Origin of the sequence: Pseudomonas brassicacearum, assembly GCF_009601685.2 — a bacterium.
In the GTDB taxonomy this organism is placed as follows: Bacteria; Pseudomonadota; Gammaproteobacteria; order Pseudomonadales; family Pseudomonadaceae; genus Aquipseudomonas; species Aquipseudomonas kilonensis_B.
In genome coordinates, this window is sequence record NZ_CP045701.2 from 5787943 (window position 1) to 5811012 (window position 23070).

Sequence of the window (23070 nt, forward strand, 5' to 3'; positions counted from 1 at the left end):
GAGGCTGCGATCTTTTCACTGACAATTGAGTCGCGAGCGAAAGATCAAAAGATCGCAGCCTCGTTTCACTCGGCAGCTCCTACACAGCTCCTACAGGGCTTCTACAGGTTCCTATACAGCGCCTACCCGGTCGGCTTCGCATTGAGGCCCAGCATCCTCCAGCCCAACCGCCTTTGCAATGCTGGCGCGACCTGTCAGTCACAGACTGTCTCGCATCTGGCACAAACTGTCACACCCGCTGTATCGCAAGCGTCACACAACCCATCCGTTTGTCCGGCCAACTCCTCCTAAAGTCTTGATTTACGGGCCCTGCAAGGCAATGGCCCAACCTTTGCTCTAGGCTTGATTACCAGCGCTCAATTTTGCGCGGCCCTCCCGTATAAGCACAAAAGCCAAGGAGAACTCATCATGCGTTACGCTCACCCCGGTACTGAAGGCGCTATCGTTTCGTTCAAGAGCAAATACGGTAACTACATCGGCGGCGAGTTCGTCGCGCCTGTCAAAGGTCAGTACTTCACCAACACTTCCCCGGTCAATGGCCAGCCCATTGCCGAGTTCCCGCGCTCCACGGCCGAAGACATCGAAAAAGCCCTGGACGCCGCCCACGCTGCCGCTGATGCCTGGGGCGCCACCTCGGCCCAGGCCCGCTCGCTGGTCCTGCTGAAAATCGCCGACCGCATCGAAGCCAACCTCGAAGTGCTGGCGATCACCGAGTCCTGGGACAACGGCAAGGCCGTGCGCGAAACCCTCAACGCCGACATCCCTCTGGCCGCCGACCATTTCCGCTACTTCGCCGGTTGCCTGCGCGCCCAGGAAGGCAGCGCTGCCGAAATCGACGGCAACACCGTGGCCTATCACATCCATGAACCGCTGGGCGTGGTCGGGCAGATCATCCCGTGGAACTTCCCGATCCTGATGGCCGCCTGGAAACTCGCCCCGGCCCTGGCCGCCGGTAACTGCGTGGTGCTCAAGCCGGCCGAGCAAACCCCACTGGGCATCTGTGTGCTCATGGAGCTGATCGGCGACCTGCTGCCACCTGGCGTGCTGAACGTGGTGCAAGGTTTCGGCAAAGAAGCCGGCGAAGCCCTCGCCACCAGCAAGCGCATCGCCAAGATCGCCTTCACCGGCTCCACCCCGGTGGGCTCGCACATCATGAAATGCGCTGCCGAGAACATCATCCCGTCGACCGTGGAACTGGGCGGCAAGTCGCCGAACATCTTCTTCGAAGACATCATGCAGGCCGAGCCGAGCTTCATTGAAAAGGCCGCCGAAGGCCTGGTGCTGGCGTTCTTCAACCAGGGTGAAGTCTGCACTTGCCCATCCCGCGCCCTGGTGCAGGAGTCGATCTACGACGAATTCATGCAAGTGGTGATGAAGAAAGTCCTGCAGATCAAACGCGGCGACCCGCTGGACACCGAGACCATGGTCGGCGCCCAAGCGTCCGAGCAGCAATTCGACAAGATTCTTTCGTACCTGGAAATCGCCAAGGGCGAAGGCGCCGAGCTGCTGACCGGTGGCAAGGTGGAAAAACTCGAGGGCAACCTGGCGACCGGGTATTACATCCAGCCGACCCTGCTCAAGGGCACCAACAAAATGCGCGTGTTCCAGGAAGAAATCTTCGGCCCAGTGGTGAGCATCACCACTTTCAAGGACGAAGCCGAAGCCCTGGCGATCGCCAACGACACCGAGTTCGGCCTCGGCGCCGGCCTCTGGACCCGCGACATCAACCGCGCCTACCGCATGGGCCGGGCGATCAAGGCCGGTCGCGTGTGGACCAACTGCTACCACCTGTACCCGGCGCACGCCGCGTTCGGTGGCTACAAGAAGTCCGGCGTGGGTCGTGAGACGCACAAGATGATGCTCGACCATTACCAGCAGACCAAGAACCTGCTGGTGAGCTACGACATCAATCCGTTGGGGTTCTTCTAAGCCCTTGGGGCCAGGCAGGTCATTCTGCCTGGCCCTTTAGATTGCCTTCGTCGGATCGCCGCCCGGAGCCGGCTCGCCCCCACAGGATTCAGGGTCATACGCTCCCACAGGGGACTGCGCTAAATCGGCGATCAGGTTGGCCAAAAAACAATAAAAACAGGTAAACCCTTATGCCAAGCGATCATGCAAACACGCAATCGGCAACGTCATCGGTCGACTTCGAAAAAGTCGGCTCCGAATATTTCCAACAACGCGAACTGAAAAAAGGCGCGGCAGGCTGGGTCCTGCTGGTGGGCCTGGGCGTGGCGTACGTCATTTCCGGCGACTACGCCGGCTGGAACTTCGGCCTGGCCCAAGGCGGCTGGGGCGGGATGTTCCTCGCCACGCTGCTGATGGCCGCGATGTACCTGTGCATGTGCTTTTCCCTCGCCGAGCTGTCCTCGATGATTCCCACCGCAGGCGGCGGCTATGGCTTTGCCCGTAGCGCATTCGGGCCCTGGGGCGGGTTTCTCACGGGCACGGCGATCCTGATCGAGTACGCCATCGCCCCGGCGGCGATTGCGGTGTTCATCGGTGCGTATTGCCAATCGCTATTTGGCATTGGCGGCTGGATGATCTACCTGGCGTTCTACATCATCTTCATCGCCATCCACATATTCGGCGTGGGTGAAGCGCTCAAACTGATGTTCATCATCACCGCCGTCGCCGCCCTGGCACTGGGCGTGTTCCTGGTGGCGATGGTGCCGCATTTCGACGTCGCCAACCTGCTGGACATCCCGGTCACCGCAGCCACGGGCGCCAGCCCATTCCTGCCGTTCGGCTATGTCGGCGTGTGGGCGGCCATTCCGTATGCCATCTGGTTTTTCCTCGCCGTGGAAGGCGTGCCGCTGGCCGCTGAAGAAACCAAGAACCCCAAGCGCGACCTGCCGCGCGGCCTGATCGGTGCCATGCTGGTGCTGGTGGCCTTCGCCCTGCTGATCCTGGTGATAGGCCCGGGCGGCGCCGGCTCGAACGCGTTGATGGCCTCGGGCAACCCGCTGGTGGAAGCCCTGGCCAAGGCCTACGGCGGCTCGACCTGGATGGGTAACTTCGTCAACCTCGTCGGCCTGGCCGGTTTGATCGCCAGTTTCTTCTCGATCATCTACGCCTACTCGCGGCAAATCTTTGCCTTGTCCCGTGCCGGCTACTTGCCGCGCAAACTCTCGGAAACCAATAAAAGCAAAGCGCCGGTCCTGGCGTTGGTCATTCCCGGCATCATCGGTTTCGGCCTGTCCTTGACCGGCCAGGGTGACCTGCTGATTCTGGTGGCGGTGTTTGGCGCGACCATTTCCTACGTGCTGATGATGGCCGCGCACATCACCCTGCGCATCCGTCGCCCCAAAATGGACCGGCCATACCGCACACCGGGCGGCATCTTCACCTCGGGCGTGGCCCTGGTGCTGGCGTGCATCGCCGTGGTGGCGGGCTTTTTGGTGGACCCACGGGTGGTCATCGGCGCCGCGATCATCTATGGAGTGTTAATTGCTTACTTTGCTTTCTACAGTCGGCATCACTTGGTAGCAGGCACGCCCGAAGAGGAATTCGCGGCCATTCAAAAAGCTGAAGAAGCCTTGCACTAAGTTGTAAAACGCCGAAAACCACGGCGCCGCCCAGCGGCGCCGTCACGGAGATCCTGTATGGCCAGTTTTGCACACACAGTCGGCGCCCAGACCTACCGCTTCGACAGCCTCAAAGACCTGATGGCCAAGGCCAGCCCGGCGCGTTCCGGGGACTTCCTGGCCGAGATCGCCGCCCTCAACGACGGCGAGCGCGTGGCGGCGCAAATGGCGCTGGCCGACCTGCCCCTCAGCCATTTCCTGCAAGAAATGCTGATTCCTTACGAGGTCGACGAAGTCACCCGACTGATCGTCGACACTCACGATAAACACGCCTTTGCCACCGTCAGCCACCTCACCGTCGGCGGTTTTCGCGACTGGCTGCTCAGCGACGCCGCCGATGAACAGAGCCTGCGGGCACTGGCCCCCGGTCTGACGCCGGAAATGGTCGCCGCTGTGTCGAAGATCATGCGCGTGCAAGACCTGGTGCTGGTGGCGCAAAAGATCCGCGTGGTCACCAAGTTCCGCGGCACCCTCGGCCTGCGCGGGCGCCTGTCCACCCGCCTGCAACCCAACCACCCCACCGACGAACCCGCCGGCATCGCCGCGAGCATCCTCGACGGCCTGCTCTACGGCAATGGCGACGCCATGATCGGCATCAACCCGGCCACCGACAGCACCGCCTCGATCTGCGCCATGCTGGAAATGCTCGACGCCATCATCCAACGCTACGACATCCCCACCCAAGGCTGCGTGCTGACCCACGTCACCACCTCCATCGAAGCGGCGAACCGCGGCGTGCCCCTGGACCTGGTGTTCCAGTCCATCGCCGGCACCGAAGCGGCCAACGCCAGTTTCGGCATCAGCCTGAGCGTCTTGAAAGAAGGCTACGACGCCGGGCTCAGCCTGAATCGCGGCACCTTGGGCAACAACCTGATGTATTTCGAAACCGGCCAGGGCAGCGCGCTGTCAGCCAACGCCCACCACGGCGTCGATCAACAGACCTGTGAGACGCGGGCCTACGCCGTGGCACGGCATTTCAACCCGTTTTTGGTGAACACGGTTGTAGGATTCATCGGCCCGGAATACCTGTACAACGGCAAACAGATCATCCGCGCCGGCCTCGAAGACCACTTCTGCGGCAAGCTTTTGGGCGTGCCGATGGGCTGCGACATCTGCTACACCAACCACGCCGAAGCCGACCAGGACGACATGGACACCCTGCTGACCCTGCTGGGCGTGGCCGGGATCAACTTCATCATGGGCATCCCCGGCTCCGACGACATCATGCTCAACTACCAGACCACCTCGTTCCACGACGCCCTCTACGCCCGCCAGACCCTGGGCCTGAAACCGGCGCCGGAATTCGAAACGTGGCTGGCGAACATGGGCATCTTCACCCAGGCCGATGGCCGGGTGCGGTTCGGCGACAACCTGCCACCGGCGTTTCGTCACGCATTAGCTCATTTGGGATGAGAGACCTGCCCATGGATAAAAAACCTGTCGACCCACAAAACCCTTGGCTGAGCCTGCGCAACCTCACGCCGGCACGCATCGCCCTGGGCCGCACCGGCACCAGCCTGCCGACCCAGGCGCAACTGGACTTCCAATACGCTCACGCCCAGGCCCGCGATGCCGTGCACCTGGCGTTCGACCACCAGGGTATTCGCGCGCAGCTGAGCGAGCGCGGCCGTGAAAGCCTGTTGCTCCACAGCGCGGCGGCCGACCGACACAGTTATCTACAGCGTCCGGACCTGGGCCGACGGCTCGACGACGCCTCCGCGCAGGTCCTGGAGGATTACGCGGCGGCCCACCCTGGCGGCGTGGATCTGGCCATCGTCGTGGCTGACGGCCTGTCGGCGCTGGCGGTGCATCGCCATACCTTGCCGTTCCTGGCGCGGCTGGAAGAGCAGATCGCTGCTGACGGTTGGTCTGTGTCGCCAATAGTTTTAGTGGAGCAAGGCCGCGTCGCCGTGGCCGATGAAGTGGCGCAGCGGCTCGGCGCAAAAATGTCGGTGATCCTGATCGGCGAACGCCCCGGCCTCAGCTCCCCCGACAGCCTGGGGCTGTATTTCACCTACGCCCCCAAGGTCGGCCTGACCGATGCCTATCGCAACTGCATCTCCAATGTCCGCCTCGAAGGCCTGAGCTACGGCATGGCCGCCCACCGCCTGATCTACCTGATGCGCGAAGCCTGTCGCCGGCAGCTTTCGGGGGTCAATCTGAAGGACGAAGCCCAGGTAAACACTCTAGAGTCGGAAAACGGTGCCGATATGAAAGGTAATTTCCTACTGATGCCGCCCCGAAGCTGATCCGTTTATCCGATTGCGTTTTTGATCCGCTTTCAGGCAGCATCAAAAGCACGGCAGCGCGACGTTGTTGTCTGAATATATGTCGACCCTTGCAGACGAGACCTACCATGCGGATTATCCAAGCGACCCTGGAACACCTGGACCTGCTGACCCCATTGTTCGTCAAATACCGGGAATTCTACGGCTCACTGCCCTACCCGGATTCGTCCCGAGCCTTCCTCGAAAAACGCCTGCGCCGCAAGGAATCGGTGATCTACCTGGCCTTGCCCGATGATGACGACAGCAGATTGCTGGGCTTCTGCCAGCTCTACCCGAGCTTCTCGTCGCTGTCGCTCAAGCGCGTATGGATCCTCAACGACATCTACGTCGCCGAAGACGCCCGCCGCCAACTGGTGGCCGACAACCTGATCCGCACTGCGAAAAAAATGGCCAAGGAAACCAACGCCGTACGTATGCGCGTCTCTACCAGCAGCAATAACGACGTGGCGCAGAAGACCTACGAGTCGATTGGGTTCAAGGAAGACACCGAGTTCAAGAACTACGTGTTGCCGATCAGCGAAGAACTCTGACCCGCTCAGAGGGGAATCAGTCCATGGATATATCTGTGACAGACATATCCATGGGAGATAGATCTGTGGGAGCAAAGCTTGCTCGCGATAGCGGTCCGCCAGGCAACATCAATACTGACTGCCTCACCGCCATCGCGAGCAAGCCCGCCAACACACCGGTTTTGAGGCATGCACAAAAACCAATGCTCACCGCAGCCCCCTGTGGGAGCAAAGCTTGCTCGCGATAGCGGTAGTTCGGTTGCATCAATGTTGAAGGTGATGGTCGGGGACATATCCATTGCTGCGGTAACGGCTGCTTAGGGTTCCGCCCTTACGGCGGCTCACTTTTGAGAAGCGCAAAAGTAAGCAAAACGCTTTTGCCCCACCACTTGGTGCCTCGCTTAGGCTCGGCATACCCTCACTCCGGCATTGCTCCGTGGGCCGCCGCGAAGGGCCATCCATGGCCCAGAGTGTGTAAAAACAAATAAAACATCGTCGGCACGTAGTGCCGACAGGTGTTGGCCAATTGATTAAAACCTAAAGCGCTCTTGTAGCTCCAAACGGCCCCTACAAGCGCTAGCAAGGCTCCGTAGGCTTGATTAACGGGGCAAAACGGCAGGTTTCAGGCCGCCAGCGCTTTCATCAGACCCTGCGCACCAAGGATTTTCATCACCCTTTTCCAATTGTAAGCGAGTACATTCAAGCTCATTTCGGTGCTTACCCCAGCCAGCCGCCGCGTCAAAAAATGCGTCGCCCCCATCCATTGCTTCAGCGTCCCGAAGGGGTGCTCGACCGTTCGCTTGCGGATGCTCATCATCTGCGGCTCATTGTTCAGGCGGACCTGCATTTCCTCCAGTACCGCCTCATGTTCCCAGCGCCGAATCTTCCGCTCTCTGGCCGGTGTGCATTGCGCCTTTATCGAACAGGCCTGGCAGTTGGAGTGCCAGTAAACGTCCAGCTTCTTGCCCTTGTCGACATAAGAGTTGCGCCAGATCAGCACTTGCTTGGCGGGGCAGACGTACACATTTTTGTCCGCGTCGTAAATAAACTCGTCATTACCGAAACGGCCATCAAATTTGGCCCGCGAACTCAGCGTTTTCGGCACATAAGCGGTGATCCCTGTCTCGTGACAGGCCAGGATTTCTCTGCTTTTGTAATACCCTCGGTCCGCTACCACCGACAACGATTCGATTTGCATCGCCTCACGGGCCTGCTGGGCCATCGAGCTAAGCTGATCACGGTCGTGACCGACATTGGTCACCTCGTGCGCGACAATCAAATGGTGTTTGGTATCGACTGCTGTCTGCACGTTGTAGCCCACGATGCCATGACCGCTCGTCATCATCATCGAGCGCGCGTCCGGGTCGGTCAGCGAGATCTGTTTGTCCGGCGATGCTTCAAGCTGTATTTCAATCGCATGGAGCGCCTTCATCTGCTCCTTCAATTTGGCGATCTTCTCTTCCAGGCCGCCTTTGGGCCCTGAAGACTTGGGCTCTTGCCGATCAGCCTCATCCAGCGCCTTCAGATAACGGGCAATGCTTGATTCGATCTCTTCCATCCGGCGCTTCAGCTTGGCGCTGGTGAAGTTGCGGTCGCGGTGGTTCACCGCCTTGAATTTACTGCCATCGATGGCAACGAAATGTTCCGAGAAAAGCCCCAGTTGTTGACACAGCACGACGAACTGCCGACAGACTCCTCGAATGGCCTTTGAGTTGTCTTTGCGGAAGTTGGCGATGGTCTTGAAATCCGGCATCAGGCGACCGGTCAGCCACATCAACTCGACGTTGCGCTGCGCCTCGCACTCAAGACGCCGGCTTGACTGGATACGGTTGAGATAGCCGTAGATGTAGATTTTCAGCATGACTGCAGGGTGATAAGCCGGTCGGCCCGTTTTAGCGGGGACAGCGCTTTCAAAACCCAAGGTGATCAGGTCGAGTTCATCCACGAAGACATCGACAACGCGCACCGGATTGGTATCGCTGACGTAGTCGTCCAAGCTCTCGGGGAGCAAGGTAGTTTGATCTCGATGTTCACCTTGGATGAAGCGTTTCATGGGCAGCCCTTGCAATGAAGTCCTGGGGAAATCATAGCAAGGGTTGGCTTCAGGGTTTTGACACACTCTGGGCCCAGCGCGGCTAACCCGGCATCCATGCCGGGTTGCCCACTACGCAATACCTGCGTTCGGCCAGCGTGGTTAACGGGGCGCCGAGATCAACGTCCTTTCCGAGGCGGCCTAACAGCCGACCTGACTCTCCCGGTCGTACACCCATCAGATCTGTTTGAGCAGGACCTGTGGGAGCAAAGCTTGCTCGCGATAGCGGTCTGTCAGGCAACATCAATATTGAATGTGCCACCATCTTCGCGAGCAAGCCCGCTCCCACACCGATTTTGAGGCATGCACAAAAACCAATGCTCACCGCAGCCCTCCTGTGGGAGCAAAGCTTGCTCGCGATAGCGGTCCGTCAGGCAACATCAATACTGACTGCCCTGCCACCATCGCGAGCAAACCCGCTCCCACACCGGTTTTGAGGCATGCACAAAAACCAATGCTCACCGCAGCCCCCCTGTGGGAGCAAAGCTTGCTCGCGATAGCGGCCTGTCAGGCAACATCAATACTGACTGCCCCACCGCCATCGCGAGCAAGCCCGCTCCCACACTGGTTTTGAGGCATGCACAAAAACCAATGCTCACCGCAGCCCCCCTGTGGGAGCAAAGCTTGCTCGCGATAGCGGTCCGTCAGGCAACATCAATACTGACTGCCCTGCCACCATCGCGAGCAAACCCGCTCCCACACCGGTTTTGAGGCATGCACAAAAACCAATGCTCCCCGCAGCCCCCCTGTGGGAGCAAAGCTTGCTCGCGATAGCGGCCTGTCAGGCAACATCAATACTGACTGCCCTGCCACCATCGCGAGCAAGCCCGCTCCCACACCGATTTTGAGGCATGCACAAAAACCAATGCTCACCGCAGCCCCCCCTGTGGGAGCAAAGCTTGCTCGCGATAGCGGTCCGTCAGGCAACATCAATACTGACTGCCCTGCCACCATCGCGAGCAAGCCCGCCCCCACACTGGTTTTGAGGCATGCACAAAAACCAATGCTCACCGCAGCCCCCCTGTGGGAGCAAAGCTTGCTCGCGATAGCGGTCCGTCAGGCAACATCAATACTGACTGCCCCACCGCCATCGCGAGCAAGCCCGCCCCCACAGGGTGCTTCACCGCCCACAAAACCACCGAAATCCCCCGCTACAAACTCAACACGCACTTCACAATCCGCGCCGTATAATGCCGGTCTTCCCGGCTTGTAAGAAAAAGCTACACACTCTGTAGCCATACTCAAAGCCAGACCCAAAGCCTGCCGAGTCGGGCCGCCACCACAGGTGTTATGCATGGATTTCAACCCCCTCGACCTCATTCTGCATCTCGACGTCTACCTCGACATGCTGGTGACCAACTACGGGACCTGGATCTACGCCATCCTGTTCCTGGTGATCTTCTGTGAAACCGGCCTGGTGGTCACACCCTTCCTGCCGGGCGACTCGCTGCTGTTCATCGCCGGCGCCGTCGCCGCCGGTGGTGCCATGGACCCAGTCTTGCTGGGCGGCCTGCTGATGCTCGCGGCCATCCTCGGCGACAGCACCAACTACCTCATCGGCCGCACCGCTGGCGAAAAACTGTTCAGCAACCCCGACTCGAAAATCTTCCGCCGCGACTACCTGCAGCAAACCCACGACTTCTACGACAAACACGGCGGCAAAACCGTGACCCTGGCGCGCTTCCTGCCGATCATCCGCACCTTCGCGCCCTTCGTCGCCGGCGTCGGTAAAATGCCTTACCCACGCTTCTTCGGCTTCAGCGTCCTCGGCACCATCCTCTGGGTCGGCGGCCTGGTGACCCTCGGCTTCTTCTTCGGCAACGTGCCGTTCATCAAGCAGAACCTGTCGCTGCTGGTCGTCGGCATCATCCTGCTGTCGCTGCTGCCGATGATCATCAGCCTGGTGCGCAGCAAACTGAACCAGCGCGCCTCAAAAACCCAACCGCGCTGATCGCCCATGTGGTCCCTGAGCAACTGGCGCCGCCAACGCACCCTCGCCAAACACCCCGTGGCCGAGGACACCTGGCAGCGTGTGCGCCAACAATTGAGCTTCCTCGACGGCATCAGCGCCGTCGAGGACCAATGGCTGCGGGAAGCCTGCGTACTGTTCCTGCACGATAAACACCTCACCGCCCTGCCCGGCGTCGAACTGCACCAGGAACAACGCCTGCTGCTCGCCGCCCAGGCCCAATTGCCGCTGATGCACCTGGGCGAACTGAACTGGTACCAGGGCTTCCACGAAATCGTCCTCTACCCCGACGACTTCCTCAGCCCCCAGCGCTACCGCGACGCCAGCGGCATCGAGCACGAGTGGGACGGCGAACACAGCGGCGAGGCCTGGCCCCAAGGCCCGATCATCCTGGCCTGGGACGGCGTGATGGCCAGCGGCGGCTGGGACGGCTACAACCTGGTGATCCACGAACTGGCGCACAAACTCGACATGCTCAACGGCGACGCCAACGGCCTGCCACCCCTGCACGCCGACATGCGCGTCAGCGACTGGGCCGACGCCATGCAACAAGCCTTCGACGACCTCGACCGCCAACTCGACCACAACCCCGACGCACAAACCCTCATCGACCCCTACGCCGCGGAAAACCCGGCGGAGTTCTTTGCTGTCACCAGCGAATACTTCTTCAGCGCCCCGGACCTGCTGCACCAGGCCTATCCACGGGTCTACGAACAGCTCAAGGCGTTCTACCGTCAGGACCCATTGGCCCGACTGCGGCAACTTCAAGCCGAAGATCCGGTCTATCAGGCGTCATACTAAGGTCTCTAAGACCCTGGTAACGTGGCAACAGCGGCTGAATATGCCTATAATCGCCGCCACTTTTTGGTCAATCCGACCAGTCATTTGGTCAACTAACGGGGGCACCGCCCAATGAGCTACAGCAAGATTCCGGCTGGCAAAGACCTGCCGAACGACATCTACGTCGCGATCGAAATCCCGGCCAACCACGCCCCGATCAAATACGAAATCGACAAAGACAGCGACTGCCTGTTCGTTGACCGTTTCATGGCCACCCCCATGTTCTACCCGGCCAACTACGGTTACATCCCCAACACCCTGGCCGACGACGGCGACCCCCTCGACGTGCTGGTCGTGACCCCATACCCAGTTGCCCCAGGCTCGGTCATCCGCGCCCGTCCAGTTGGCATCCTGAACATGACCGACGACGGCGGCGGCGATGCCAAAGTCATCGCAGTGCCACACGACAAACTGTCGCAACTGTACGTCGACGTGAAGGAATACACCGACCTGCCACCGCTGCTGATCCAGCAGATCGAGCACTTCTTCGCGAACTACAAAGATCTCGAAAAAGGCAAGTGGGTCAAGATCGAAGGTTGGGCCGGTGCAGACGCCGCCCGCGAAGCGATCACCAAGTCGGTTGCCGCCTACAAAGGCTGAAACAAACTTGATAAAGAACCCCGGTTTGCCCCGGGGTTTTTTTATGTATTAATGGTTCCCAATACGAAACCGTATTAACACTGTGTAACCACGTTTAGCCCGCGCCTTTCAAATCCTGCAAACGGAAAGATCGTCTTATATATTTGAACGACTTGTTTATTGCCGAAAACACCTTCGTCTCTAAACTTTTCGTTTATGAAAATACTTTCCAGTGGCGACCGCTTCAGAGCCCTTCTAAAAGAAGCCAATATTCGATCCGCCGACTTCGCGAAGCTGTACGGCGTGAAATCCCAGCACGTGAACAACTGGTTCAACCGTGGCATCCCGCCAGGGCGCATCTACAGCATCGCCAGCCTGCTGACCGTCAGCCCGCAGTGGCTCGCCACCGGCGAAGGCCCGCAAACCCCATTGGGCCTCGGCCCCGGCATCACCTACGAGGCGGCCGAAAACGATGGCGTCTACAGCGTGGCGGAACCCACGGACATCGAACTGCCTTTCTACAAGGAAGTCCCCATCACCCCCGGCGAAACCAAAACCCACATCGTCGAAATCCCCGACCAATCCATCCGCCTGCCCCGCAGCCACCTCGAATCCCTGGAAATAAACCCCAGCGACGCCATCTGCATCACCATGGTCGGCGACAGCATGGCCGAACGCATCGCCGACGGCTCCACCCTCGCCATCGACCGCGGCCTGACCCAAATCGTCGACGGCCAGATCTACGCCCTTGAGCATGACGGGATGCTGCGCATCAAATACCTCCACCGAATCCCCGGCAACCGACTGCGCCTGCGCAGCCACAACAGCGCTGCGTATCCCGACGAGGTCTTCAGCGCCGAACAGATCGACGCGCAACACATCCACGTGATCGGCTGGGTGTTCTGGTGGTCAACCCTCAACAAACAGAGACCGCCGGTGTTCGACTAACCCACCCGAACGGACAGACAAGCAAAGCTCCTTGCGCTGAGGAGCCTTTGTGACAGCAAGCTTTTGTGTCAGAGAGCTTTTGTGGCAGAAATCTTTGTGGCAGGGAGCTTTTGTGGCGAGGGAGCTTGCTCCCGCTGGGCTGCGCAGCAGCCCCCTGCTTTCCCCCTGAATCACCCTAACCCAATGATTCCACACCACTTACCACTGGGATTCTGAACCAAACCCGCGTATCCTCCGCCCCACATTTGCGAGCCCACGCCTCGCACCGACAAGGCAGATCACTTTCTGACCAAGTCCCACAGCCGGCCGCAAGAGCCGGATGTACGTTTTGAAGGCTGGTAAGGTTTGTCAAAAACGAGCTGAATCAGTCAACGAGAAGCCGGCCATAAGCCGGCTTTTTAATGTCTGAGATCTTTACTTGTCTTCGCAGCGACGGCATTTAAGCGTAAGCATCGGGCATCCTGTCTTGCGCCACCCAACCTGACCCCGTACAACCGAGACTGCTCAGTGCCAAGCTTGGATTGGGATACAATCCCCGGCATTTAATACCATCAGGATCGGCATCCGCTCCTGAGTGCCCACAAGAGATTCCGCAATGCCCCTCACGCTGCAACAACTGGAACGCCATCTATTCAAGGCTGCCGATATTCTGCGTGGCAAGATGGATGCCTCGGAGTTCAAGGAATACATTTTTGGCATGCTGTTCCTCAAGCGCTGCTCCGACGTATTCGAGGAGCGCTATGAGCAGGTCGTTGCCGATCAGATAAATGCCGGCAAGAGTAAATCCGAGGCATGTGCCCTGGCGGAAAATCCGCGCTGGTACAAGCTCCATGGCAATTTCTGGGTGCCCATCCATTCTCGATTCTGGTACGTGCTCAACGAAGCGCACATCAATGTCGGCGATCTGTTGAACAAGGCGCTGGCCGGCATCGAGGGAAACAATGCGGACCTGGAAGGGGTGCTGGAGCATATCGACTTTACCCGCAAGGTCGGCCAGGGAAAGATTCCCGATCAGAAGCTGCGCCAGCTCATCACCCACTTCGGTGAAGTGCGTCTGCGCAACAGCGACTTCGAGTTCCCCGACTTGCTCGGCGCCGCCTACGAGTACCTGATCGGCGAGTTCGCCGACTCGGCCGGCAAGAAGGGCGGCGAGTTTTATACACCGCGTGCGGTGGTGCGGTTGATGGTTCACCTGCTCAAGCCACGCCTCGAACACGACATCTATGACCCGTGTTGCGGCTCGGGCGGCATGTTGATTGCTGCCAAGGAATACATTGACGAGCATGGTGAGGACGGCCGCAAGGCCAACCTGTTCGGCCAGGAATTCAACGGTACCGTCTGGTCCATCGCACAGATGAACATGCTGTTGCATGGCATCAGCGGCACCGGGCTGGAGAACGAAGACACCTTGGCCAACCCTCGGCATGTCGAAGGCGGTGAGTTACGCCGCTTCGACCGCATTCTCACCAACCCGCCGTTCTCCATCAACTGGGGCCACACCGAGAAAAGTCCGGATGGCAGCCTGGCCTGGAACCCGACATTCCGCGAGCAGCGTTTCCGCTTCGGCGAGGTACCACTGGGCTCGAAAAAGGCCGATCTGATGTTCCTCCAGCACATGCTCGCCGTGACCCGCGACGAAGGCATGATCGCCACCGTACTGCCCCATGGCGTGCTGTTCCGGGGCGGTGAGGAGCGCGGCATCCGCGCCGGAATTATCGAAAACGACCTGCTCGAAGCCGTGATCGGCCTGCCGACCAACCTGTTCTATGGCACCGGCATTCCCGCCTGCATCCTTATCCTGCGCCAACAAAAGCAGGAAGGCGCGAACCGTGTCAGTGCCAAGCCTGCCGAGCGCCAGGGAAAAGTGCTGTTCCTCAACGCCGACCGCGAATACTTTGAGGGCCGTGCGCAGAACTACCTGCTGCCCGAGCACATTGAGAAGATCACCACCGCCTTCGACGAATTTCGCCGGATCGACGGTTTTAGCGACGTGGTGGATATTGCCACGCTACGCGACAACGATTACAACCTGAATATTCGCCGCTATGTGGATAATGCACCGCCGCCCGAGCCGCATGATGTGCGTGCCCACCTGCTGGGTGGTGTGCCCAAGGCCGAAGTCGAAGCGAAAACGCCGCTGTTCGCCGCCCACGGACTCGATCCACACGACCTGTTCGTGGCTCGCGATGCCCAATATTTAGATTTTTGCAGCGAGTTAAGTCGCCGCGCCGACCTCAAGCAGGCCATCGAAGGCAATATCCGCCTGCTGGCCAAAGAAGCGCTCCTGCGTGAGGCTTTCGAGCGCTGGTGGCACAAACACAGCCCGCGTATCACCGCCCTGGCTGGGAAGCTGGATAACAGCGCTGCCTTGGTCGAGTTGCGCGGCGAACTGCTGGCAAGTTTTAGCCAGACGCTGGAAGGCATCGGCCTGCTCGATCCCTTCCAGGTCAGGGGCATCGTCGCGGGCTTCTGGTACCAGAGCAAATATGACTTTCTCGGCCTGATGGCCCGCGGCAGCCGGGGCGTGATCGATGCCTGGCGCACCAGCATCGTCACCGCTTTGGAAGACAAGGCCAGCAAACAAAGCCCGCTGGAGCATAAGCTGGTGAAGTTCCTGCTCAGCGATTTCGTAGCCGGACTAGCCGAGCTGGAAGCCAAGAAGGCCGAGCTGGATAACCAGCTTAAGGCCGCCGCACCAACCAAGGGGGATGAGGCTAACGAGGCCGACTGCGCGGTGGAAGCCGATGACGAGGAGAACCCCATCGACGAAGCCCAGCTCAAGGCCTGGAAGGCCGAGTTAGTCAAGGTGAAGAAACAGCTCAAAACCCAGCAGGAAAACTTCGCCAGCCAACTGAACCAGGCTGTCGATGGGTTGGACGAGCCACAAGCTGCCGAGTTACTGCTGAAGATTCTGCATAACGATATGCATGCCATTGTCGAGCGCTATATCGTTGCCCAGCGCAAGCAGATCGTCGCCACCTTCGAGAACTGGTGGGACAAGTATCGGGTGACACTGAACGAGATCGAGCAAAAACGCGATGCGGCGGCTACGGCGTTGCACGGATTCCTGAAGGCGTTGAAATATGTCTGAAGCCCTGTATGAGCAGCGCCCATTAAGGGACGCAGTAGACCGGCATATTGGCGGTGGGACGCCTCCTCGACAGGTTCCGTCCTACTGGAAGGGAAATATTCCGTGGGCTTCGGTCAAGGACTTCTCGGAGCAGCAGAGTGTGATTCTGGACACCGAAGAGCACATTTCCGCTGCCGGTCTTCATGCAAGCGCCAGTAACCTGATTCCCGCACAGACGCCACTGGTCTGTACTCGGATGGCCGTCGGCAGGACAGCATTGCCGCTTGTTCCGATGGCGATCAATCAGGACGTAAAGGCACTTTTCCCGGCTTCGGGTGTGTCCGCCGAATACCTGCTGAAACTTATGCAGCACATTCAGCCACTCGCTGAGGGCAGGGCTGTTGGCTCCACAGTTAAGGGCATCCGTATTCAGGAATATCTGAATATTCCTGTGCCGCTGGCGCCTCAAAAGGCACAGCCCATAATTGCCCAAATCCTCGATACTCTCGACACCGCCATCCGCGAAAGCGAGGCACTGATCGACAAGCTCAAGGCCGTCAAGCAGGGCCTGCTGCACGATCTGCTGACCCGCGGCATTGACGCCAACGGCCAATTGCGGCCGCCACAGAGCGAAGCACCGCAGCTCTACAAGAAGTCGCCGCTGGGGTGGATTCCAAGGGGCTGGGAAGTTGTAGAAGTTGGAGGAGTATTACTCGGGATTGATGCGGGCTGGAGTCCAAACTGTCCCGAAGAGCCTCCAAGCGCAGGCGAGTGGGGAGTCCTCAAGCTGAGTGCTATTACTTCCGGCCAATATAATTCTGCTGAGGCGAAGAGGCTACCAAGCAATCTCAAACCAATTCCATCGCTCGAAGTGCATGCTGGGGACGCTCTGCTTGCCAGAGCTAACGGGGTTGCTGAGTTTGTGGCGAGAACAGTTGTGGTGGAGGAAACTCCATCACTTTTGATGCTCTCGGATAAAACGCTTCGTCTCGTGCCTGATCAGTCGCGCTTGTTGACTGGGCATCTGGTTCGGGCAATGGCATTCGAGAAAACGCGCCAGCAGATTGGCGGGATGCTTAATGGTAGTAGCGGACAGAAAAACATCTCTCAACGGCAAATTTGTAAACTGATGATATGCCTTCCCTCTGTTCTCGAGCAGAGCACAGGCGATACCAGAGTTAATGAGATAAATAAACACCTTAAGACCGAGAGCCTGAGCCTAGGCAAACTATTTGAGCTTAAAGTTGGCCTCATGGACGACCTGCTGACCGGCCGCGTTCGTGTCACCCCGCTGCTGGAGTCCGTTCAGCAGGATGCATGCCCCATGGAAGCCTGAAATGACCCAGCGTCTACCGCCTCGCGAGTCCCTCACCGCCGAGTTCAAGAGCGACCGCAACAAGCTCCCCGACCGCGAACTAATCGAGGCGCTGATCTGCCTGGCCAATGCCGAGGGCGGCGAGCTATGGCTGGGCGTCGAGGACGACGGTACGCCCACAGGCCTCCATGCGGAGCATCGCCTGCTGGAGGGCTTGGCCGGCATGGTCGCAGCGCGCACCTCGCCGTCGCTGAACGTACAGGCCGAGGCGATCGACCTGGATGGCGTGACCGTAGCGCGCATTCATGTGCCCAAAGCCCACGGCGAGGTGGCCACCACCAGCGGCGTCTACCTGCGCCGCCGCTTGAAACACGACGGCACGCCCGAATGCATAGCCATGCTGCCCCATGAGCGCAGCAGCCGCGCAAGCAGCTTCGGCCTGCTCGATGTCTCCGCCCAGCCGGTGGCCGGCGCCACCCTGGCCGACCTCGACCCGCTGGAGCGTGAGCGCCTGCGCCAGGCGGTTCAGCAATACGGCGGCGACCGCGTGCTGCTGGAACTGGACGATGAAGCCCTCGACGGCGCGCTGCTGCTCACCGCGCGCCAGTCCGATGGCTCGCGTGTGCCAACCCTCACCGGCCTGCTACTGATCGGCCGGGAAACCTCCCTGCGCCAACTGGTGCCCACCCATGAGTTCGCTTTCCAGGTGCTGGCCCAGCAGGCAGTACGCTTCAACGAGTTTCGCCGCTTCCCATTGCTCAAGGCACTTGACTGGCTGGAAACCAACTTCCGTCCCTACAACCCAGAGGAAGAACTACAGGTCGGCCTGTTCCGCGTGCCAGTGCCCAAGGTTGACCTCGGCGCCTTCCGTGAAGCCGTAGCCAATGCCTTGGTCCACCGCGACTACCACGGCAGAGGCGCGGTGCATGTGCGCCTGGAGGACGATGCCCTGGTGGTCAGCAATCCCGGTGGCTTGGTCGATGGCGTCACCCTGGCCAATCTGCTGGTGACCGAACCGCGCCCGCGCAATCCGGCCCTGGCCGATGCCATGAAGCGCGTCGGCGTGGTCGAACGCTCCGGCCGAGGCGTGGACAAGATTTTCCGCGGCATGCTCAAGTTCGGCCGGCCGGCCCCGGACTACAGTTACACCACCGCCCAAAGCGTAGTGCTGCGCCTACCCACCGCAGAGGCCGACCTGGACTTCCGCCGCTTGGTAGTCGAGCACGAGCGCGCCACCAATGCCGAGCTGCCCATCGACAGCCTGATCGCCCTGGCCGCCCTGCGTGAAACCAAGCGCGTCACGGCCGACGAACTGGCCGTACAGATCCAGCGCGACACCGCCAGTGCCAAACGCACCCTGGAAGCCCTAACCGAAGCCGGCTTGGTCGAGGCCCACGGTTCTACACGAGGGCGCAGCTATACCCTGTCGGCCAGCCTGTATCAGGCCGTGGGCGACAAGGCCGGCTATACCCGCCAGGCAGGCTTCGCTCCGATTCAGCATGAGCAGATGGTGCTGAACTATGTGCAGCAGCATGGGCAAATCAAACGTGCCGAGGTCATGGGGCTATGTCGCATATCAACTGACCAAGCGGCCAAGCTGCTGAAAAAGCTGAAAGATAAAGGCGCCATTGCACAGAGCGGCAAGAATCGAGGGGCAACCTACACCCTTGGCACCTTGAAATGAGCCGGAATGTGCGGAAATGAGCCGGAATGAGCCGCTATGAGCCTGTATGAGCCCATACACGCCTGAACTGGATTAAAGGAGTAACCGTGGGCTGGGAATTGGATGACGTCGAAAAACCCTTTGTGGCTCAGTTACAGGGGCTGAATTGGAAGCATACCGAGGGCAGCCTCGACGACCCGGCCATCACTGGCCGCAGCAGTTTCAGTGAAGTGATTCAGCGGGCCGCACTGGCCGAGCGCTTGCGTGCCATCAACCTGCGCGACGGTCAGCCCTGGCTGGATGAGCAGCGCATTGCCGAAGCAGTGGCGGCCATTACCCGCGTGGGCGCCGGCAAGTTGATGGAAGCCAACCAGACAGTCACTGAGCTGCTGCTCAAAGGCATCACTGTCGACGGCCTCCCGGGCTGGGAAGGCGGGCGTGGCCAGACCATCCAGTACATCGATTGGGCCACCCCGGCCAACAACCACTTCAGTGTGATCAACCAGTTCCGAGTGGATTGCCCGCCAGGCTATAACAGCGGCAAGAAATTTATCGTCCCGGATCTGGTGTTGCTGGTGAACGGCATCCCGCTGGTGGTGGTGGAGTGCAAGAGCCCCTCCATCCCAGAACCGCTGACCGAAGCTGTCGATCAATTACGTCGTTACAGCAACCAGCGCAAGGCAGCCTTCGAAGTCGAGGACAACGAGGGCAACGAAACACTGTTCGCTAGCGTGCAGCTGTTGGTCGCCAGTAGCTACGACGAAGCACGGGTGGGCTGCATTGGGGCCGGCTTCGGGCATTTCTCTCAATGGAAAACCGTGGTTGGCCCGGAAGGTAGCGGCAGCGAGCAGTCAGTAGCCGAGCAGCTAGGCAAAGCCAAACTGTCCGAGCAGGAGCGCCTGGTGGCAGGCATGCTGACGCCGGCCCATCTGCTCGATCTGATCCGGCATTTCATGCTGTTTATGCAGGTTGGCGGGCAGACCATCAAGACAGTCTGCCGCTACCAGCAGTACCGTGCGGTGAACCGCACGGTGATCCGCATGAAACGCGGGCAAACACGCCTTGAGCATGGCGAGAGCGACCAGCGCGGCGGCATCGTTTGGCACACTCAAGGCTCAGGCAAGAGCCTGACCATGGTATTTCTGGTGCGCAAGATGCGCACAGATACACAGCTGCGCCGCTTCAAAATCATCGTGGTCACTGACCGTAAAGACCTGCAAAACCAGCTCGCCGCTACCGCCACGCTGAGCGGTGAACTGCCGGAGGTGGCTTCCAATATCGAGGGTGTTAAAACCTTGGCACGTCGCCAGGGCCCCGGCTTGGTATTCGCCACCATCCAGAAGTATCGCAATCCCGAACAGGAGGAAGATGGGGAGGCGCCGATCCCTGCGCAAGCTACTGCCCCCTTCAAAGCCGCCGAAAAGCGCGCGCCTTATCTGGTCAGCAAACCATTCGAGGTGCTCAACCACGACGAGAGCATTCTGGTATTGATCGATGAGGCGCACCGCACCCAGGCCGGCGACCTGCAGGCGAACCTGCTGGCGGGCCTGCCCAACTGCGTGCGCATCGGCTTTACCGGTACGCCGATCATCATGGGCGATAAGAAACGCACCCACGAAATTTTCGGCGCGTTCATCGACAAATACACCATCAAAGAAGCTGAGGCAGATGGCGCAACAGTGCCGGTGCTTTACGAAGGGCGCACTGCCCAGGGCGCATTGAAAGATGGGGCGAGTCTGGATGAACTGTTCGAGGATTTGTTCCGCGAGCACAGTCAGGACGAGCTGGAGCTGATCAAGAAAAAATACGCCACCAAAGGCCACATCTTTGATGCCCCCGCGCTGATCGCTGATAAGGCGCGCGACATCCTCAGACATTACGTCACCAACATCCTGCCCAATGGCTACAAGGCGCAGGTTGTAGCCTATAGCCGGATTGCGGCCATCCGCTATTTCCACGCGCTGCAGGCCGCCCGCGATCAGTTGCTGGCCGAGGCCGAAGCGTTGCCAGCAGCCGACAAAGACCTCGACGATGAAGCACTGTGTCAGCGTCCACCCAAGCTGCAGGCGCGCGTGCAGGCGTGGCGCTATCGCGACAAGCTACGCTGCCTGGAATTCGCACCGATTATTTCTAGCTCAAATAACGATCCGGCCGAGTGGAAAACCTGGACGGATGGCAGCAAGCACGAACTGCTAATCCAGCGTTTCAAGAAGCCCCTGAATCATGAGCACCCAGGCAAGGCCGACCCGTTGGCTTTCCTGATCGTTAAATCTATGTTGCTCACCGGCTTTGACGCCCCCATCGAAGGGGTCATGTACCTTGACCGGCCAATCAAGGAAGCCGAGCTGCTGCAAGCCATTGCGCGTGTCAACCGTACTGGTTTCGGCAAGCGCTGCGGCATCGTGGTCGACTACTACGGGGTCGCCAACCACCTGCGCGAAGCCCTGGCAGCCTATGCCGACGAGGATATCGAAGGTGCGCTGAGCAGCATCAAGGACGAGGTGCCGGTGCTGCGCGATCGTCATCTTCGCGTGGTGGATGTGCTGCGTCGCCAGGGCATTGAGTCGCTGGAAGATGCCGAAACCTGCATTGCCGCACTGGAGTCGGAAAAGGTGCGCGCCGAATTTGCGGTAAAACTCAAAGCGTTCCTCAACTCATTGGACACCGTGCTGCCACGCCCCGAGGGCCTGCCCTTCGTCAAGGATGCCAAGCGTCTGGCCTATATCCACGCGCGGGCACGTGGGCGCTACAAGGACCTGCCGCAATTGGGCAAGGATGTCGGTGCCAAGGTGCGCAAGCTGATCGACGATCATGTTATCTCGCTGGGCATCGACCCGAAAATTCCGCCGATTCAGCTCACCGATGCAGACTTCGAGAAGCAGCTGTCGCGTAGCGTCAACGACCGCGCCAAGGCCTCAGAGATGGAGCACGCCATTCGCTCGCACGTGCGCAAGCATACTGATGAAGATCCGGTGCTTTATCGCAAGCTGTCCGAACGCCTGAACGAGCTGCTCAAGTCGCTGGGCGAGCAGTGGGATCAGTTGGTTGAGCAGATGCAGAAGATCATCAACGAGCTGCGCAGCGGTCAAATGAGCGATGACTACAGCCCCCTGGATTTGCCCGAACACTATGCCCCCTTCCTGCGCACCCTGCTGGATGTGGTGTGTGCCGACACCAATCCGCAGCCCGCCGAGCTGCTGCGTTTGAAAGATGTGACAGTGGAACTGGTCGATCTGTTGGTGGGCGAACTCCAAAGCCACCGCGATATCTGGAGCCCGCGCAAGCGAGCGGCACAGGAGGAGCTGGCCGGGCAGCTATTCGATTACCTGATGCGACTGCGTCCGCCCTTGGTGGATAGCGATACGGCGGGGGTGCTGTCTGATCGCCTGATGGATCAGGCCAGAGCCAGCCATGAACGGTTGATGCAGCTGTGAGCAATCAAACCCTCACCGTAAACGATCTGCAACTGACGCTACGCCGCAGCGCGCGACGCAAGACGCTACAGATCACTGTCGAGCGTGACGGCGCACTTATCCTGTCTGCCCCGCCAGAGGTTGAGGAGCAAGCGCTGCGGCAATTCGTAGCGGAAAAAAGCTTCTGGATTTACTCGCGTCTTGCCGAAAAGGAACGCCTGCAGCGCTCAATCCCCACCAAGGAATACGTCGACGGAGAGGGGTTTCTGTATTTGGGGCGAAGTTATCGCCTCAAACTGGTTGATGAGCAGGATGTGCCCCTGAAACTCTCTGCCGGTCGCTTCCGCCTGCTGCGTAGCGAACTGCCACGAGCCCGCGAACATTTCATCCGTTGGTACAGCGAACATGCCCGCAACTGGCTGGCCTTACGCGTCAAGAACCACCAAGCCCGCATGGATCTGAGCCCCAGCGGTGTGCGTGTGCAGGATCTGGGCTATCGCTGGGGCTCCTGTGGCAAAGGCGCACAGCTCTACTTTCACTGGAAAACAATCCTGCTGCCCAAGCCCATTGCGGAATATGTGGTGGTGCATGAGATGGTGCACTTGCAAGAGCCACATCACACCCCAGAATTTTGGCTCCGCCTGGAGCGCGTCATGCCTGACTATGCACAGCGCAAGACATGGTTGGCAGAACATGGGATCGAAGTCGAAGGAGTCTGAAGCTCTTCTCTTGCTCGTGACCTTTCGAACTCCCGACTTAAGATCGATAGCGCCACCACAAAGCGGCCGGGGAACACA

Annotated in this window: 15 protein-coding genes; 14 read left to right on the forward strand and 1 reads right to left on the reverse strand. The window is 59.7% G+C overall.

Going from position 1 to position 23070, the window contains the following annotated elements:
• Window positions 1–408 precede the first annotated feature (408 nt).
• The 5 genes from GFU70_RS25135 to GFU70_RS25155 all read left to right on the forward strand — a co-directional run bounded on the left by GFU70_RS25135 (window position 409) and on the right by GFU70_RS25155 (window position 6405).
• The gene (locus tag GFU70_RS25135; protein ID WP_153388955.1) at window positions 409–1929 is read left to right on the forward strand and encodes an aldehyde dehydrogenase family protein; all 1521 of its coding nucleotides are present in this window, start codon (window positions 409–411) and stop codon (window positions 1927–1929) included.
• Window positions 1930–2099: 170 nt separating this feature from the next.
• Window positions 2100–3548, forward strand: coding sequence for an ethanolamine permease (eat, locus tag GFU70_RS25140; protein WP_153388956.1), 1449 nt, complete (start codon window positions 2100–2102; stop codon window positions 3546–3548).
• A gap of 57 nt (window positions 3549–3605) precedes the next feature.
• Window positions 3606–5000 carry an ethanolamine ammonia-lyase subunit EutB gene (locus GFU70_RS25145; protein ID WP_153388957.1) on the forward strand — a complete coding sequence of 465 codons (1395 nt, stop codon included), beginning with the start codon at window positions 3606–3608 and terminating at the stop codon, window positions 4998–5000.
• An 11-nt stretch (window positions 5001–5011) separates the two neighbouring features.
• Window positions 5012–5836, forward strand: coding sequence for an ethanolamine ammonia-lyase subunit EutC (gene eutC / locus GFU70_RS25150; protein ID WP_116641259.1), 825 nt, complete (start codon window positions 5012–5014; stop codon window positions 5834–5836).
• Window positions 5837–5943: 107 nt separating this feature from the next.
• The gene (locus tag GFU70_RS25155; protein ID WP_058544528.1) at window positions 5944–6405 is read left to right on the forward strand and encodes a GNAT family N-acetyltransferase; all 462 of its coding nucleotides are present in this window, start codon (window positions 5944–5946) and stop codon (window positions 6403–6405) included.
• Window positions 6406–7006: 601 nt separating this feature from the next.
• Here GFU70_RS25155 and GFU70_RS25160 read toward each other — a convergent pair.
• Window positions 7007–8437 (reverse strand): IS1182 family transposase, encoded by a 1431-nt coding sequence (locus GFU70_RS25160; RefSeq protein ID WP_153388958.1) that lies wholly within the window; start codon window positions 8435–8437, stop codon window positions 7007–7009.
• Window positions 8438–9770: 1333 nt separating this feature from the next.
• Here GFU70_RS25160 and GFU70_RS25165 point away from each other — a divergent pair.
• From GFU70_RS25165 to GFU70_RS25205, 9 genes are all read left to right on the forward strand, one after another.
• On the forward strand, window positions 9771–10427 hold the full coding sequence (locus GFU70_RS25165) for a DedA family protein (RefSeq protein WP_153388959.1): 657 nt from the start codon (window positions 9771–9773) through the stop codon (window positions 10425–10427).
• A 6-nt stretch (window positions 10428–10433) separates the two neighbouring features.
• The gene (locus GFU70_RS25170) at window positions 10434–11246 is read left to right on the forward strand and encodes a zinc-dependent peptidase (RefSeq protein WP_153388960.1); all 813 of its coding nucleotides are present in this window, start codon (window positions 10434–10436) and stop codon (window positions 11244–11246) included.
• Window positions 11247–11357: 111 nt separating this feature from the next.
• Window positions 11358–11885 (forward strand): inorganic diphosphatase, encoded by a 528-nt coding sequence (gene ppa, locus GFU70_RS25175; protein WP_003205933.1) that lies wholly within the window; start codon window positions 11358–11360, stop codon window positions 11883–11885.
• A 195-nt stretch (window positions 11886–12080) separates the two neighbouring features.
• A complete protein-coding gene (locus GFU70_RS25180; RefSeq protein ID WP_153388961.1) occupies window positions 12081–12812 on the forward strand; it encodes a helix-turn-helix transcriptional regulator in 732 nt (243 codons plus the stop codon).
• A gap of 595 nt (window positions 12813–13407) precedes the next feature.
• Entirely contained in the window at window positions 13408–15903 is a 2496-nt protein-coding gene (locus GFU70_RS25185; RefSeq protein WP_153388962.1) for a type I restriction-modification system subunit M, read from the forward strand.
• Window positions 15896–17218 (forward strand): restriction endonuclease subunit S, encoded by a 1323-nt coding sequence (locus GFU70_RS25190; RefSeq protein WP_153388963.1) that lies wholly within the window; start codon window positions 15896–15898, stop codon window positions 17216–17218. The genes GFU70_RS25185 and GFU70_RS25190 overlap by 8 nt, the downstream gene beginning before the upstream one ends.
• Window position 17219: 1 nt before the next feature.
• A complete protein-coding gene (locus tag GFU70_RS25195) occupies window positions 17220–18881 on the forward strand; it encodes an ATP-binding protein (protein WP_153388964.1) in 1662 nt (553 codons plus the stop codon).
• An 86-nt stretch (window positions 18882–18967) separates the two neighbouring features.
• Window positions 18968–22294: a type I restriction endonuclease subunit R gene (locus tag GFU70_RS25200; protein WP_153388965.1), complete on the forward strand. Its 3327-nt coding sequence runs from the start codon at window positions 18968–18970 to the stop codon at window positions 22292–22294.
• A complete protein-coding gene (locus tag GFU70_RS25205; RefSeq protein ID WP_153388966.1) occupies window positions 22291–22992 on the forward strand; it encodes a M48 family metallopeptidase in 702 nt (233 codons plus the stop codon). Before GFU70_RS25200 ends, GFU70_RS25205 begins: the two co-directional genes overlap by 4 nt.
• Window positions 22993–23070 lie beyond the last annotated feature (78 nt).

Excerpts from the sequence above, each read along its gene's own strand:
- GFU70_RS25165 (WP_153388959.1), top strand. The coding sequence starts at position 9,771 with ATGGATTTCAACCCCCTCGACCTCATTCTGCATCTCGACGTCTACCTC.
- GFU70_RS25160 (WP_153388958.1), bottom strand. The coding sequence starts at position 8,437 with ATGAAACGCTTCATCCAAGGTGAACATCGAGATCAAACTACCTTGCTC.
- GFU70_RS25180 (WP_153388961.1), top strand. The coding sequence starts at position 12,081 with ATGAAAATACTTTCCAGTGGCGACCGCTTCAGAGCCCTTCTAAAAGAA.
- GFU70_RS25170 (WP_153388960.1), top strand. The coding sequence starts at position 10,434 with ATGTGGTCCCTGAGCAACTGGCGCCGCCAACGCACCCTCGCCAAACAC.
- GFU70_RS25145 (WP_153388957.1), top strand. The coding sequence starts at position 3,606 with ATGGCCAGTTTTGCACACACAGTCGGCGCCCAGACCTACCGCTTCGAC.
- GFU70_RS25195 (WP_153388964.1), top strand. The coding sequence starts at position 17,220 with ATGACCCAGCGTCTACCGCCTCGCGAGTCCCTCACCGCCGAGTTCAAG.
- GFU70_RS25190 (WP_153388963.1), top strand. The coding sequence starts at position 15,896 with ATGTCTGAAGCCCTGTATGAGCAGCGCCCATTAAGGGACGCAGTAGAC.
- ppa (WP_003205933.1), top strand. The coding sequence starts at position 11,358 with ATGAGCTACAGCAAGATTCCGGCTGGCAAAGACCTGCCGAACGACATC.
- GFU70_RS25135 (WP_153388955.1), top strand. The coding sequence starts at position 409 with ATGCGTTACGCTCACCCCGGTACTGAAGGCGCTATCGTTTCGTTCAAG.
- eat (WP_153388956.1), top strand. The coding sequence starts at position 2,100 with ATGCCAAGCGATCATGCAAACACGCAATCGGCAACGTCATCGGTCGAC.
- GFU70_RS25155 (WP_058544528.1), top strand. The coding sequence starts at position 5,944 with ATGCGGATTATCCAAGCGACCCTGGAACACCTGGACCTGCTGACCCCA.
- eutC (WP_116641259.1), top strand. The coding sequence starts at position 5,012 with ATGGATAAAAAACCTGTCGACCCACAAAACCCTTGGCTGAGCCTGCGC.
- GFU70_RS25185 (WP_153388962.1), top strand. The coding sequence starts at position 13,408 with ATGCCCCTCACGCTGCAACAACTGGAACGCCATCTATTCAAGGCTGCC.